Here is a 15466-nt window from a genome sequence, read left to right on the forward strand (position 1 = left end):
GTAGAATATGAGAGTAGAATATTGATATCTGTGCATCGTTCAGTCCCTTCATCTTTTCTCTACTCTTATTATATCCACTTCTCGTGCGTTGTCACCATATCAAAAGCCTGGGCATACTAACGGCCCAGGCTAACTCTCCCTATAAACAAGCTCACACTTCTCTTTTTTCTACAACAGATTGATAGAATTTGGCACTGTCCTTCCATGTTCGCTTTTGTGTTTCAAAGTCTACGTGTACGATACCAAATCGTTTTTCGTAACCAAATGCCCACTCGAAATTATCAAATAAGGACCAAACATAATATCCGGAAATATTCATACCCTCCTCATTTAATTCTGCAATAGCTTGTAGATGTTGTTTTATATAATCCATTCTTTCTGGGTCATGGACTGCACCATCTTCTGTGAGTTTATCCGGATAGGAAGCACCATTCTCAGTTATGATAATTGGCAGATTGGTATATTCCTTTCTCAGACGGCGAATAAGCTCTTGGAACTCCTTCGGTGACACGTCCCAGCCCATTCCCGTTTTAGCATAATCCGAATGCCCTCCCCGGTACATAAAATCCCCTGCACTCGTGAACTCCACCAGCTGGCGACTGTAATAATTAATGCCAAAGAAATCACATGCTACCGAAATTTCTGCAAGATCCCCTTCATGAATAAAGGAAAAGTCATGTACATACTTGGAAAATAAATTGACCATATCTGCTGGATAGCTCCCTTTAAAAATAGGATCTAGATACCAGCGATTCGAATAACCATCTGCATTATTAGCGGCAATCTTATCATTAAAGGATTGGCTTACTGGGTAAATCGGGCTTAGATTTAAGGTAATGCCAATTGGCGTCTCAGACTTCATGGTTTCTTTCAATAATTTCACTGCTTGCCCATGGGACACTAGAATATGATGTGCCGCCTTCAATGCTTCTTCTACATTTGTATGGCCAGGTGCGTGAACTCCTTGATGATAACCGAGAAATGCAGCGCACCATGGTTCATTATGGGTAATCCAGCTGTCCACTTCTCCATCTAATTCTTCAAACACTTTTTTCGCATACGTGTAAAACCATTCAAGAGATTGTCTGTTCACCCAGCCTCCCTTGTCCTCAGCCCATTGGGGGAGATCCCAGTGATAAAGTGTCACAACGGGCTTGATTCCCTGTTCCTTTAATTCGCTAATTAAATTTTTATAAAATTGCATACCAGCCTCATTATACTCTCCCTCGTTTGGGAAAATACGTGGCCAGGCAATGGAGAAACGATAGCTTTCCACACCTAACTGCTTTATGAGCTGTACATCCTCTTTATATAAATGATAGTGGTCACAGGCTACTTCACCAGTGTCCCCTTGGTAAACCTTCCCAGGTGTAGCAGCGAACGTATCCCAGATCGACGGCGATCGACCATCCTTATTCACTGCTCCTTCCACCTGGTAGGAAGAAGTTGCCGTACCAAACACAAATGCAGGGTCGAATTTTTTCAATCTAAACATCCTCCTATATAAAAACAAAAATATTTTATTGTACGTTATCCTTTAATCGCACCAGCTGAAATACTGCTGATGATATAGCGGGATAAAAATAGAAATGCAATCATGATTGGTACTACGGAAATCGCAATGCCAAGATACATGGCTCCCAGATTCATCGCAACAGGTGAGCCGCGGAGTGCGCCCATCATGACAGGTAACGTAAATAGTTCAGGTGACCTCAAAATAACTAATGGTGTAATGTAGTTGTTCCATGATCCAATAAAAGTAAAGATTCCCATCGTAGCAATGGCAGGCATTAACAATGGCAGCACAATTCGGTGGAACATGTGAAGCTCTGTCGCGCCGTCGATCCTTCCTGCCTCCAATATGGAGGTATGCATTGTGGTAATTAAATATTGTCGGAAGAAAAAGACGGTAAATGGCGCCGCAATGGCTGGGATAATCAATGGCCAATAAGAATCTAGCATGCCCAGTGCTTCACTTAAATCATAAAGGCCAAGTAAGCCTAATTGTCCTGGCACCATCATCATAACCAAAAACGACACAAAGATAATATTCTTCCATTTAAACTCATAGACAACGAGAGCAAAGGCAGTCAAAGCAGAGAAATAGGCGTTCAACACTGTGACAGAAACAGCTACTATTAAACTGTTTGTAAACCCACGCCAGACATCCATGTAACTAATAAGTGTTTGATAGTTATCGAGAATCGCGCTCCCTGGAATTAAGGTAAACCCTTGTAAGATCTCAGAATTGGACCTCGTCGCATTTACGATCATCATATAAAACGGAACAAAACAAATGATCACAAGCACAGTTAACGCAATATAGATAAATGCTTTTAGAAGCGTAATTTTTTTCATCGCTTTCCCTCCCCCTTTACTTAACTTCCTTCCGATACATTGTGCGGAAGGTGACGGCCGAGAAGATCACGGTAATTATAAACAACCCGTATGCCAAGGTCGCGCCATATCCGAAGTTATTATACTTAAATGCTTGGTTATACAAATACAACACCATCGTATTAAGAGAGCCTTGAGGTGCACCGCGCGTATCAGTTAGAAGCATTGGTAGATCAAACAGCTGCAATCCACCAATAATCGAGGTAATTAATACATACAGCAAAATAGGTTTTAGTTGTGGCAAGGTAATGTTTGTAAAGGACTGCCACCAGCTTGCCCCATCAATATATGCAGCCTCATAATAATCTCGGGAAATACCAGAAATACCGGCCAAAAGAATAATGAAAGAGTTCCCAAACCACATCCAAGCCCCGATTAAAGCGACGGCAGATTGGGCATAGACAGGGGAATTCAACCAGTTTATTGGAGAGTCGATAATTCCGAGACTAAGCAGCATTTGGTTTAATGCCCCATGGTTCCAATCAAGTAATATATTAAACAACAAAGCAACCGATGCTATCGTGATAATATTAGGTAGATAGAATAGTGCTCTAAACAGTCCAACACCTTTGAGCTTCAGTCGAATATCTGAAAACAACAAGGCCAAGCCAAGCGCAATCATCATCTGTACGACAAAGTTAAATCCCCATATTTTTAGCGTGTTTCCAAAAGCCTCAAAGAAATAACTATCGGTTACAAGTCTTATGTAATTCCCAAACCCAACAAACTCTGCATTTGCGATACCACCCATGCCACTGTAATTGGTTAAACTATAATAAAAAGTAAGCAGTATCGGATAGATATTAAACACCAGAAACACGATTACAAACGGGGCGATAAATAAATAGGCGCGACGATTTGTCTTTTCCATGCTCTTCCCCCTAACCTAAAAAATTTAGATAAACGCGCATTCGCTCTTCCTTTTGCTAAGATGTGCGTTTTTCTTATACTTGGGACTTCCAAATTGCCTAACGTGTTAATAAGTGGGGAACACAGCCAATTGGGAGTGCTCCCTCACCTTGTTTGTCTATTCCGGAATGATGATGTCTGGGAAGGCATTTTTCACTTGATTATAAAACTCCTCTAATGCCTCTTCCTTTGTGACCGTTCCTTCCACATAGTTGCCTACCTCTGTACCAAATAAGTCGCCGATCTGCTGGTCATATTTGGTGATCGTGCTGGCATCAATTTTGTTTGCTTCTTCCAGGAAGAATTCATAGTGGTTCTGCCCGCCTAAATACTCCTCCTCATACCCTTCACTAATTTTACTTGTAACAGGAATATAGGAAAGGACATCCCCTGTAGTCTCTGTAACCCATTCAGTTAGGAACTCTTCATCATGTACGAGCATTTGGATAAACTCCCAAGCCAGATCCTTGTTCTCTGAATCCTTATACATGCCAATCCACGTACCACCTTGGAAATATGGAGTAGGACCGTTGGTAACTGCCCAATCTCCAGCGGTTTCTTCTGCTTCAACTTTAAGCACAGAATTCAGTGCCCACGTTGGAAGGGAGACAGCAAATACTTCTGTCTTGTCTTCTGCTTCTGCACTATCATCCAACTCATCCCAGCCGACATTATAACTAATTGGACCAACGAAGGACTCATACCAGGCTGGAGACCAAGCAGGAGCAAGGGCAGTATACTGCTTATCACGTAGTTCTTTTGCATAATCAAAGTAAGATAAACGTGCTTCTGTCATCACAAGCTCATTGGCTTCATTTACCCACGGCTGTGGATCCTGTCCATTCGTGTATGGTTGAATCGATCCTTCATCAGGGAAGAGACGATAATTCTTTTCTTTCATCTTTTCTCCAACCTCCATCAAGCCTTCCATAGTGGAGAACATTTCGCCTACTTCTGCAGGATCATCGGTTCCCAGTACTTCTTTTGCAATGCTTCTACGATAGTAGATACCACCTGGCGTTGTTTGCCAAGAAACTGCTCTCACATTATCCTCTGGGTCTTTTCCTAAATCCCAGACATACTCCATATAATCATCTTCCCAGCTATCTACGTTATAAGGATCTGCAGAAAGATTTTCCCAGTAATCTTGTTCCAGCCAATCTTTTAAATAGACGATCTCCCCAGTAAATACATCTGGCGCTCCCTTCCCACTTTCTAAAGCAGGACGTAGTGTTGTTGTGTAATTTTCGGTAGGGATAATCTGTAAGTCTACTTTTACATCATGCAACTTTTCGAACTTATCAATTGGTCCTTGCAATTCATCTGTAAACGATGTAACAACTAAATCTGCTTTCTCCTCAGAACAAGCAGTAAGCACCAGAAAAACACTTGTTATAGCTAGTAAGAACATCCATTTTTTCAACGTAATTCCCCCTCGATTACATTTAGAAAAACTAGCATTCGCATGTTTTATAGCGAATGTGTACGTTTTTCTTATACTTAGAACTTCAAAATTTTAACTGCGTCGTGATTACTTCCTAGTAAAATTTTATATTTCCTAATGTGCTTGAAAAACTAGCATTCGCAAGTTTTATAGCGAATGTATACGTTTTTCTTATACTTTGGACTTTAGAATATAAAATATTGCACAACCATCGTTCCACTACTTTTCTCTCCTTGACCCCTTTTCCTTTTCACATTTAAAAATTTAGGTAAAGCGCTTTACTATGAAAAAGCAAACTAGTATTGGAGATTTATTTAGCATACGGTACATGATTACGCTTACATTTAACGAATTATACAGTTTTTTTCCTATTTTCACTTATTCTTTATTCCACTACTTTAGTAAAGCGCTTTACCTTTTTGCAATAAAATTCCCTAATCCCTTACAATGCACTGCAGGAATTCCGTTTAATTAACTGGACAGGAACGATTTTATCCTGATTGTTTTTAGATAGCCCATTAATCTTATCGAGTAATAGTACCGCAGATTGCTGGCCTATCAGTTGTTTATCCTGCCTTATTGTCGTTAATGGTGGGTCTACATGCTTGGAAAGTGGAATATCATCAAACCCAATTACCGAAATATCCTCGGGTACACGAAGTCCCGCTTCTTTGATTACTTTAATGGCCCCTAGTGCCATCTCATCACCTGCGACAAATACCGCAGTTGGCGGATCTTCCAAACCCAATAACCTGACCATTGCCTCACGACCACCCTCATAGGAATAATAGCCACCATCCACTATGTACTGTTCTGGTATGGTTAACGCCTTTTCGCGGGTGGCAAGTTTAAATCCTCTTGTGCGTTCAACAGCTGTGAACATGGTATCACGTCCAGCAATATGGGCAATTTTTCGATGCCCTAACCCATACAGATAATCTACTGCCAGCATCCCACCTTGCTTGTTATCACTGTATACTGCGCTTGATTTTTCAATCGGCATATCAACGAATACCGTCGGCAATTTGGAAGTGGAATATTCAATCGCTTCTTCCCCTAATGATTGGACCACTACTACCCCATCCACACCTCGATGTTTCAAATGTTTATAGGTACGCTTTTGTAATCCCATGTTACGAGAAACAAAGAGTAGATCATAATCATATAGCTCTACTTGTTTTTTAAAGCTCTCGATGACTTCACTAAAGAAAGGATGAGCCATGCCGACACCCAAATGCTCTGCGAACACCACCCCAATCATCCAGGATTTGTTTGTAGCCAACGTACGGGCAGAAGAATTTGGTGTATACCCCAGCTCTTCTACTGCTTGCAAAACCTTCTTCTTTGCTTTTTCACTTACATTTGGATAGTTGTTTAATACTTTGGATACCGTTGTAATCGAATACTCTGTTGCTTTTGCTATGTCATAAATTGTTGTCATGTTCTACTCCTAACGAAAGCGCTTTCCATCTTAATATAGAGCGGTTTGGTTGATTTGTCAATAGTTTCTGAAAATTTATCGCGTAGCAACCGTCCGTAAGACTCCCACTTCAAAATATGAGGTGAAAAAGTGATGTTTAAGCTGAAGTATACGGACGTTAACACCCCGATTCGTGCTTCACACGTTTTTGATGTAGTTGGAACGCCTCCATCTTCCCAAATGCCTGCAAAGCACAGGCCTGAATAAGTAACACAGGGATACTTACCCCAAAGAACAACAGGGTTGCGGGAAAAAGGAAGGAAAGAAGTGAAATAAGTGCTAAGCCAAAAATAATTAAAACAACAGACAATGGAGATATCCCTGCTGCTAGCACTGCATATGTAACATATTTCCAGAAAGGAAGGTCAAAATGGGTATGGACTGCAAATAAATAGCTTGATAGAATAACAACCAAAACGGAAAGCAAGAGAAGCGCTGGAAATACGATATAATCTATAAATACATCATAGGGTAATGTTTGAATGATTGAAAAATCTACATAAATAAAGAGATAAATAGGTAAAAGAAGTAATGTTAGTTTATTTCCTTCCCAAAAGTCATTCCGATATGTGTTAGCAAAAACCTGCCATGTGGAAAACCCTTCTCCCTCTCTCAGTCGCTTCCTTATTACGGTAAATGCACTCAATGTTGCTGGTCCCACACCTAACACTCCGGCACCAAGGATAGAGAATAGAATCCATAATACGTTCACATAAGCCATTCGTGCAACCCACTCAAATAATCCATACAATCCTTTCATAGGCATCTCCCCACTATTGAAATAATCATATTTTTGGTCCTATTAACTAATTCCAATATAATGCAAGCGACCATTGTTCGCAATAGACATTAAAATGAAAAAGCTGCCGGCCAACGACCGACAGCTCATGTAGAGGGAAATGAAAACCTTAACGATTGAAGATTCCCCATTTCCTATTCAATTCCATTATGAATTAGTGTACTTCAATTCCACCATCAATGTTGATTGCTTGTCCGGTCATATAATCAGCATCTGATGAAGCAAGATAAGAAACTAAGTTTGCCACATCCTCTGGAGTTTGAGAGCGCTCTAGTGGGATGCCGTTTACTTGCTCTTGCCAAGCTTCCCCTTCTTTTAAGCCTTTATATTCTACCATGCCTTTATCAATACGATCCCACATGCTAGTTCCCACGATTCCTGGGCAATAAGCATTTACTTTAATATTAAATTGGGCAAGCTCTTTAGCTGAAACCTGTGTCAGCCCATGGACAGCGAATTTTGTTGCTGAGTATGCTCCAAGTAATTCAAATGCTGTTTTACCGGCAATACTGCAGGCATTAATAATTTTACCGCCATTTTCTTGTTCTTTCATCTGCTTCGCTGCTGCTTGTGTACCATAGACTGTTCCGTATACATTTACGTTAAAGATTTTATCCAGATTATCTGGTGTTATATCTTCAACCGCCTCTACTTGATCAATACCAGCATTGTTAATAAATACATCAACCGAACCGAATTTATCAACTGCTTTTTTTACTAGATCAAATTGGTCTTCTTGTTTCGCCACATTTCCTTCAACCGCGATAGCATCAATATTATTCTTTTTAAATTCTTCTACCGTTTCCTGGGCAAGGTCAATATTCATATCGTTAATAACAATATTAAATCCGTCATTCCCCAGTCGTTCGGCAATCCCTTTTCCGATACCTTGTGCTCCACCTGTAATGACTGCTACTTTACTCAAAAATATCACCTCTCCTAAAATTTATCTCATAGTTTTTTTACCCTAGACCTTTTTGACTAAAACATTGAAATAAAAAAGAACCTGGCACCTTAAAAAGAAATGTTAATGATAGCAGTCTTACCATGTATTCACTCGACATTTATTAGATTCTTAACTCCTTTTTACCTACAGTTAATTTGTACAGACTATGTTGCCATTTCAGTTTATTACCATGCAATTGCGGAATAGTTGGACTATAATAGAGAGAAAGCAAGGCTTTAGAAAGGAAGATGAATCTATGACGAATGAAACAACGATTAAGTTAACCTCCCTATCATCCAAAGGCGGATGTGGCTGTAAAATTGGCCCCGCGGATTTATCGGATATTCTCAGAGGGTTACCTCCTGTATCCCCAAACCCAGATTTGCTTGTAGGATTAGACACAAGTGATGATGCAGGTGTATTTCGTATCAATGACGACACAGCACTTGTACAAACGGTTGATTTTTTCACACCAATTGTAGACGATCCCTATTCATTCGGACAAATTGCTGCAGCAAATGCGATTAGTGATGTCTATGCGATGGGCGGCACACCGTTAACTGCACTAAACATTGTTGCTTTTCCAATCGCTACGCTTGATAAACAAATTCTTACTGATATTCTACGTGGTGCAGCCGACAAGCTGAAAGAAGCAAATATCACACTAGTTGGTGGTCATTCCATAGACGACAAAGAACCCAAATTCGGTTTAGCTGTAACAGGAACTGTCCATCCTGATAAAGTCCTTACAAACGCTGGCGCAAAGCCCGGTGATAAATTAATATTAACGAAACCCATTGGTGTAGGTATCACCACAACTTCTCTTAAAAAAGGATTGCTCACAGATTCTGAAATCGATGTGGCAACGAAAACAATGGCTACACTGAATAAGACTGCAGCAGAAACGATGCGTCCGTATGACGTCCATTCATCCACTGATGTAACGGGATTCGGCTTACTAGGCCATGCATCGGAAATGGCAAAAGCTAGCAATGTCACACTGCGTATCGTAAACGAAAACGTTCCAAGGCTCTCAAGGGTAAAGGAACTAGCTGAAGCGGGTGCAGTGCCTGGTGGGACAAAAAATAATTATGCCCATTTGCAGGACGATATCGTTTTTCCTGACACAATGGACCAAGTCGATCAATGGATCTTATGTGATGCTGTAACCTCTGGTGGTTTATTACTTTCGGTTCCGGAAGAGGAGGCGAGCGATCTCCTTAAAGCTTTACAGCAAGCAAAGGTGGAAGCCGCTATGATTGGAGAAGTAACCGAGAAGAAATCTAAACATATTTACGTTGAAGCATAGAAAAATTTTGCCTGGTTTGTACGTCATACTAAAAATCAGGAGAAAGGTGGGCTACTCATGTTTGAAGATATTAACGTAGATTCATTACGTGCCTTACATCATGCCGGCGAACTAACGATAATCGATGTCCGTTCCCCTTCTGAGTTTAAGGATGCAACCATTCCAGGTAGCATTAATATTCCCTTTTTCAATGACGAAGAGAGAGCAGAGGTTGGAACACTCTATAAACAGGTAAGCCCTGAAGCAGCAAAAGAAAAGGGGCTTGAGATCATCTCAGCAAAGCTACCTGCTTTTATCCATGAATTCTCTGGCGTCCCTGGAGCAAAAGCTGTTTTTTGCTGGCGTGGAGGAATGCGAAGTAAAACCTCTGCAACCGTTCTAGATTTAATGGGAATTAAGGTGAAGCGATTAACTGGCGGTTATCGCAGTTATCGTAATTGGGTTGCATCGACACTAGATGCGTCTGATTGGAAGCATGAGGCTTTTGTTCTCAATGGCTATACTGGATCAGGAAAAACGAGAATTCTACAAAATCTAAAAAATGCAGGCTATCCGGTACTTGATTTGGAAGGAATGGCGAATCACCGCGGCTCCATTTTTGGGCAAATTGGTTTGGACCCATACAATCAAAAAACATTTGACGCCTTATTTGTTGAAGAGATGGAATTAATCCATGACGCCCCTTACGTTCTGTTTGAAGGGGAAAGTAAACGTATAGGAAAAGTATTGTTGCCTACAGCTCTTTTGGAAAAAAAGGAGCAAGCTACACAACTTATCCTTCACATGCCAATAGAAGTGCGCGTTCAGCAAATTTTGGAGGACTACCAACCATGGGAGCAAAAACAAGCATGCATTGAAGCATTTAAACGAATTAAAAAGCGAATCCATACTCCTGTTGCAAGTCAAATAGAAGCTGACTTAAATACAGAGCAATACGCTTCTGCAGTTAGACTCTTACTTGAGTACTATTATGACCCGTTATACGACCATCTTGTTGACCAGGTTCCCTCTAAAAATAAGGTCAGCCTCACGGCAAACTCCATAGAGGAAGGGACAAGTTTGGTTACTGATTACCTAACTACGAAGAACATTGCACGGCATCGCTTGCAAGCGTAACTTATTGCGCTTTCTCACATACATGTGTCGCAATTATGAGAACCCCATCTTGTAGTTCAAACCTTTAAGGAAAAGCATGCCCCCTCGATTGTACGAGCAGCATACTTTTCCTTTTAAATTTGGTCTACTATTTCTTCTATTCCTCCACTCAAGTGCTGCTCCTTTTAAAGTTTAGCAAGGTATAATTTTCAACAAATGGAACAAGGTAAATACGAGTATATTTAGATTGGAGTTTGGTCTGTGGAAGAATATCTTTTCATTCTCTATCGCACCCCCATTGCTTTTATTGCAATTCTACTGTTTTTTAAACTGACAGGGAAAAAGGATATTGGGGAGATAAGTATTTTGGAGATCGCGGTCACGCTTATGATTGCCGACATTGGTGTAATTGTTATCGAAGACCAAGAGAGATCTCTGTTCATAGCGCTTCTACCAATCTTCCTCCTAGTTATTATTCAATACATTGTATCCAAGCTCACCCTTAAAAGCCAAAAAGCTCGTGACGTTATTGACGGAAGGCCCTCCCTTATTATTGAGAATGGAAAATGCCATCAACAAAACATGAGGGATAATGGCTACACGGTTGACGATCTTTATACCCAACTTCGCGATAAAGGCATCGCGGATATCTCAACCGTAAAATATGCCCTGATCGAAGCTTCGGGTGCTTTTTCTGTCTTTGATTACGACACCCCCTTTAGCCTGCCCGTAATTGTGGACGGCGTGGTCCAAGAGGAACAGCTAGACATCCTGCGCGTTAATAAAGATTGGCTCTTTAGCCAAATCAAGCAGCGCGGACTTACCGTAGAAGATATATTTATTTGTAGCTATACAGACGGAGAGCTTTATATGGAGAAAAAGGAGTAAGACGTCACAGTTATCTAGTGCGTCTTTTTCTTTCTACATCCTCCTATTTTCACCCTATTGCGATCAGGAGAAAATGAAAAGAGCCATGAATCCCACTTCATGTCCACTCTGTCTTCTTATATTTAATCCCTTTTAATCTGCTATTAATCTGAGTCTTATCATATTCCCGGTACTGTTGCATTTCGGCCCATTGTACTACATCATCATGATCTGGATCCTTCTGATCATGATATTTCTTTAGAAATGAAGCAAACCCCAGTAAGCCCCCGACATCTTCTGGCGGAGCCGTTCCAGCACCATCAAGAAGTGTAGGATAACCGTATGGGTAATCTTCCCTAATCGATTCCAGCGTGATTAAAAATCGCCAATCATCCCCAAAGTCATACGTATAAAGCAATTCTCCATATTTTTGTAAATAATCATCAATTTTCAACCCAGTAGGCTTTCTGACCACTGTCTGCAATGATTGTAGTCGTCTTTGCACAAACTTTTCATGTTCAGGTAATACCTGCTCCCTCATTTCTTTCTCCATTACTTTTCTGTTTTTCATAAAATGTTTATGCTCCACATAGGCTTCTTCGTCGTTTGTTACCAAGATATTATTTTTTACTAAGTCAAATTTATATAGATGATAGCCATCACTTGGGTAGCCACCTAAAAAATTAGTTGTATTTTGAATCACATCATGTAATCTTTTGAAGGTAGCATCTGCTGGCATTACGACTTCCCTCCAAATTGCCGGGTCAGCATCGAGTAACTCAATCTTAATCTTATAAGCTTCCATTTCACTTCCCCTTCCTTCTCCCAGAAATTTAAGAGAAACTTTCTAGTATAGTCAAATTATTACTAACAGCCAGTTACATTGTGTAGCTAAATTTTTAAAAAACAGCACGCTCCTGAGATGGAACGTGCTGTTATATCGCCTTTACGACTTGATATCTGCAATCATGGAATGTACTTTCTGAATCTCTTCATCTGGCACTAGATAGTAATAAATGCCATCAATAGTGGTGCCACTTCCTTCTAACATGTAGTTATCCACGTTTTTACGGACGCCTCTGTAATTAGAGAACAAATTCTTCATGTCTTCAAAGTCTAGGTTTGTCGCCATGTTGTTTCCAAGAACGTCAATCACGCCACCAATTTTATTCACAGAGCCAACCGAAGCCCCTCTATCCACTATTCCTTGAATTACCTGACGCTGACGCTTAGTACGTCCGAAGTCTCCAGCGTTATCCTGCTTTCTCATCCGGACAAATGCCATCGTCTTATCGCCATCCATCTCGACAGGGCCTTCTGTAAAGTCATACTTTCCATCATTCCAGGCAATTTCATTATTCACTGTAATGGTTCCTAGTTCATCAACTAACTCTTCAAGCCCCTCCATGTTCATGCGGACATAATAATCCAAGTCAATATCGAGGAAGTTTTCTACTGTGGCTACCGACATGTCCGGTCCACCGAATGCGTAAGCATGGTTAATCTTGTCTTCTGTACCTCTACCGACAATGGTTGCACGTGTATCACGTGGAATACTAATTAGTTGCATGCGCTCTGAATCAGGATCAAGTGACAAAACCATAAGAGCATCAGAACGCCCTTTGTCTGCTCCCCTTGCATCCACACCCATAAGTAAAATATTTAAAGGCTCTAAATCCTTAACCTTTTTCTTCGTAACTGCTGTATCAATTGACTCTATTGGCTCATTCATCTTTTCATTGACTGTACTTTTAGCATTGTGATATAAGGAAAATGCATAAACTCCAACTCCAACCAAAAGCAATAGCACTACAATTATTGGTATCTTTAGCCATAATTTTTTTGACTTCTTGCGCTCAGACCTTCTCATATAGGTGCCCCTTCTCTAACTCAATCTTTATAGTAGTAATCTTTTACCGGTATTCTTTATAAACACTACTCTATTATACCTACAAAACTAGACAGAAAACAACACCAATTTGCCAAAAAATACTATATAATGTTGAGGTCGCAGGGCGGCTGAGGCTTGGTTGCTATCTGGAAATGTTCACTCGCTCATGGGCGATATTCTTTCTCTCTCGGGCGATATTCCCTCACCCTAAGGCGATACTCTCTCGCTCATGGCCGATGCTCTCCCCTTGATTAGTGATGATGCTCGTGATCGACTTCTTCCTCCTGGGCGCCCTCTTGCAAAATTTCTAGTTCTTCATCTGAAAGCTCTCCTACGATAAATTGCTTTTTGGGTGTGATGATCGAACCATTAGAACTGGCATGGAGTTTTATAAAATAGAGTCCGTCCTCGTCAAAGTCCTTTTTCACATAAAAAGCGCCATTTTCATCCTGCTCTACCTCTTCCATTGGAAAAGATAAGGATCCATCCTGCTTCCAAATTTCCGCATGCAGAAACTCTGGGTTCTCCACGCGTTCCCCGTTCTGTTCCAGTGCAATAGAAATCACGTCCTCGACATTTTCTTTAAAAGATGCTGGGATCTGAATATCAGCATGCAGGGGCGATTCTTCCTTATAAAGACTTGCCACACCTGTATTCAATGAACAAGCAGCAAGCACAAGACTGAGCCCTATTAGAACCAAGCTGGTTATACCTTTTTTCATCGTGTAAGCCTCCTTCTATCATTAGGCATTGAAAAACCGTCGCAGTGCAGGAATTCGTTTAATTAATAATAGATCTATGATTAAAATACAAATAATGGACAAGCCAACTAATGGGAATAGAATTCCTAGTCCGATTAATATGATGAAAAAGAGTTTCATATTAAAGAGTCCCCCAGATTTTGGTGCTCCCATTCCGTTCTCCGGTTTTCTTTTCCACCATAAGTAAAATCCGCTTAATACGATGAAAATGATACCGAGACAAATTGCCAGACTCACAAGTTGGTTTACGATGCCAAACTCTGTTCCTTTATGCAATGTGATGCCCAACGCAACCAGCTTTCCAATTGGTTCATAATTGTCATACCGATAATCTGCAAGGACGGCACCTGAATACTGATCAAGGTGCATGGTAATTTCATCCCGTGCTTTAGGTGGAAAAGCAGATAGCGTGTAGACCCCTGCTTCGTCATTTGGAAAAATAACCGTATAGCTTGGGTGGACACCCTCTCGCTTGGCGGTTGACGTAATATCATCAATCGAAGCAGGCACTAAGCCCTGCAAATTCGACTTTGGCACATCTAAAGTTTCCGCAGCCCATGGCACCTCTGCTATTTCCTTTGTTTGCACACCAGAGCTAGGTGCATCCCCCACCCAAACGGAAGGTGGATAACCAACTCCTGCGTTTGTTGCGATTGTTTGGAAGTTCGTCCCCCAGAAGCCAGACCATGGCAGGCCAGTCATGATTAGAAAGAACATCCCTGCCGCTATCCAGAACGCTGGAACGGCATGTAAGTCACGTCGTAACGTCATTTTTCCTTTATGAAAACGGGGATAGACTACGCCTGACAAACTCTTTCTTTTTCTAGGTAACCAAAGAAAAATTCCGGTCACAATGAGGACCATTCCCCATGATGCAGCAAGTTCTACAATTCGATCACCCAACGTGCCTACCATTAATTCTCCGTGGAACTCTTCTATTTTATCCATGATGCGATCTTCATCATTTAGCTCACCAAGTGAGTCACCTGTATAAGGATTCACAAAAACAGTCAGTGATTCTCCATCAGACGACAGTCCAACTTCACTCGAGCGCGTGTCATCCTCACCTGGTCGAAAGCTAGTGACCACCGCACCCGGATGCATTTCTTTTGCCTGATCTATGATCTCAGAATCTGCAAGTCTCTCATCATGTGGCGTGACATCATAATAATCGGCGTAAATCATGTTTTCAATCTGTGGTTTAAACAAATAGACACTTCCCGTCACGGCAAGTATCAGAAGGAATGGCGCGATGATAATACCTGCATAGAAGTGCCATCTCCATACCGTTTTATAGAATAAAGCTCTCTTTTGCTTTTTTGTTTTTTCTTTAGAGGCTTGATTAGACATTTCTTTTTTTATGGGATCCATAATTTTACTCCTATACTTTTTCTAATTTCATGAAGGAATGGAGGTAAGATAAATATTCCTATTTAGCTAACGCTATTCGTACCATTTTAGATCACTTACCGTACATGTTATTTCGTTATGAATTAATAAGCAAGAGAATTAGTGAGGTTTTTTGTTAAGAATTGTGGAGTTGTAACATTTTAGACAAGAAGATACGC

14 protein-coding genes are annotated in these 15466 nt (G+C 40.8%); 3 read left to right on the plus strand and 11 right to left on the minus strand.

Translation table 11 applies throughout. The features are described 5' to 3' along the window. Positions 1 to 151 precede the first annotated feature (151 nt). The 7 genes from BN988_RS09780 to BN988_RS09810 all read right to left on the minus strand — a co-directional run bounded on the left by BN988_RS09780 (position 152) and on the right by BN988_RS09810 (position 7954). Positions 152 to 1486 (minus strand): GH1 family beta-glucosidase, encoded by a 1335-nt coding sequence (locus tag BN988_RS09780; RefSeq protein ID WP_036575705.1) that lies wholly within the window; start codon positions 1484 to 1486, stop codon positions 152 to 154. 44 nt (positions 1487 to 1530) lie between these two features. Further along, on the minus strand, positions 1531 to 2358 hold the full coding sequence (locus BN988_RS09785) for a carbohydrate ABC transporter permease (protein WP_036575708.1): 828 nt from the start codon (positions 2356 to 2358) through the stop codon (positions 1531 to 1533). 16 nt (positions 2359 to 2374) lie between these two features. Further along, positions 2375 to 3268 carry a carbohydrate ABC transporter permease gene (locus BN988_RS09790; protein ID WP_036575711.1) on the minus strand — a complete coding sequence of 298 codons (894 nt, stop codon included), beginning with the start codon at positions 3266 to 3268 and terminating at the stop codon, positions 2375 to 2377. A 156-nt stretch (positions 3269 to 3424) separates the two neighbouring features. Further along, positions 3425 to 4729, minus strand: coding sequence for an ABC transporter substrate-binding protein (locus BN988_RS09795; protein WP_231495210.1), 1305 nt, complete (start codon positions 4727 to 4729; stop codon positions 3425 to 3427). 463 nt (positions 4730 to 5192) lie between these two features. After that, positions 5193 to 6191 (minus strand): LacI family DNA-binding transcriptional regulator, encoded by a 999-nt coding sequence (locus tag BN988_RS09800; protein ID WP_036575714.1) that lies wholly within the window; start codon positions 6189 to 6191, stop codon positions 5193 to 5195. 157 nt (positions 6192 to 6348) lie between these two features. Next, positions 6349 to 6990: a YesL family protein gene (locus BN988_RS09805; RefSeq protein ID WP_036575717.1), complete on the minus strand. Its 642-nt coding sequence runs from the start codon at positions 6988 to 6990 to the stop codon at positions 6349 to 6351. 193 nt (positions 6991 to 7183) lie between these two features. Then, positions 7184 to 7954 carry an acetoin reductase gene (locus tag BN988_RS09810; protein WP_036575719.1) on the minus strand — a complete coding sequence of 257 codons (771 nt, stop codon included), beginning with the start codon at positions 7952 to 7954 and terminating at the stop codon, positions 7184 to 7186. Positions 7955 to 8231: 277 nt separating this feature from the next. Between BN988_RS09810 and selD the strand changes: the two genes are divergently transcribed. The 3 genes from selD to BN988_RS09825 all read left to right on the plus strand — a co-directional run bounded on the left by selD (position 8232) and on the right by BN988_RS09825 (position 11267). Next, positions 8232 to 9284, plus strand: a complete 1053-nt coding sequence (selD, locus tag BN988_RS09815; RefSeq protein WP_036575722.1) for a selenide, water dikinase SelD — start codon at positions 8232 to 8234, stop codon at positions 9282 to 9284. Between the two features lie 57 nt (positions 9285 to 9341). After that, a complete protein-coding gene (mnmH, locus tag BN988_RS09820; protein WP_036575724.1) occupies positions 9342 to 10400 on the plus strand; it encodes a tRNA 2-selenouridine(34) synthase MnmH in 1059 nt (352 codons plus the stop codon). Positions 10401 to 10640: 240 nt separating this feature from the next. Then, positions 10641 to 11267 (plus strand): DUF421 domain-containing protein, encoded by a 627-nt coding sequence (locus BN988_RS09825; protein WP_036575727.1) that lies wholly within the window; start codon positions 10641 to 10643, stop codon positions 11265 to 11267. A 97-nt stretch (positions 11268 to 11364) separates the two neighbouring features. On the opposite strand, the gene BN988_RS09830 is transcribed toward BN988_RS09825, so the two are convergent. From BN988_RS09830 to BN988_RS09845, 4 genes are all read right to left on the minus strand, one after another. Further along, positions 11365 to 12051 (minus strand): plasmid pRiA4b ORF-3 family protein, encoded by a 687-nt coding sequence (locus BN988_RS09830; RefSeq protein ID WP_036575730.1) that lies wholly within the window; start codon positions 12049 to 12051, stop codon positions 11365 to 11367. A 141-nt stretch (positions 12052 to 12192) separates the two neighbouring features. Beyond that, positions 12193 to 13116 carry an LCP family glycopolymer transferase gene (locus tag BN988_RS09835; protein ID WP_036575733.1) on the minus strand — a complete coding sequence of 308 codons (924 nt, stop codon included), beginning with the start codon at positions 13114 to 13116 and terminating at the stop codon, positions 12193 to 12195. A gap of 272 nt (positions 13117 to 13388) precedes the next feature. Then, positions 13389 to 13859 carry a FixH family protein gene (locus tag BN988_RS09840; protein WP_036575736.1) on the minus strand — a complete coding sequence of 157 codons (471 nt, stop codon included), beginning with the start codon at positions 13857 to 13859 and terminating at the stop codon, positions 13389 to 13391. A 21-nt stretch (positions 13860 to 13880) separates the two neighbouring features. Next, positions 13881 to 15269 (minus strand): PepSY-associated TM helix domain-containing protein, encoded by a 1389-nt coding sequence (locus BN988_RS09845; RefSeq protein ID WP_036575738.1) that lies wholly within the window; start codon positions 15267 to 15269, stop codon positions 13881 to 13883. Positions 15270 to 15466 lie beyond the last annotated feature (197 nt).

It is taken from the genome of Oceanobacillus picturae, from assembly GCF_000612865.1.
GTDB lineage: Bacteria > Bacillota > Bacilli > Bacillales > Amphibacillaceae > Oceanobacillus_B > Oceanobacillus_B jordanicus.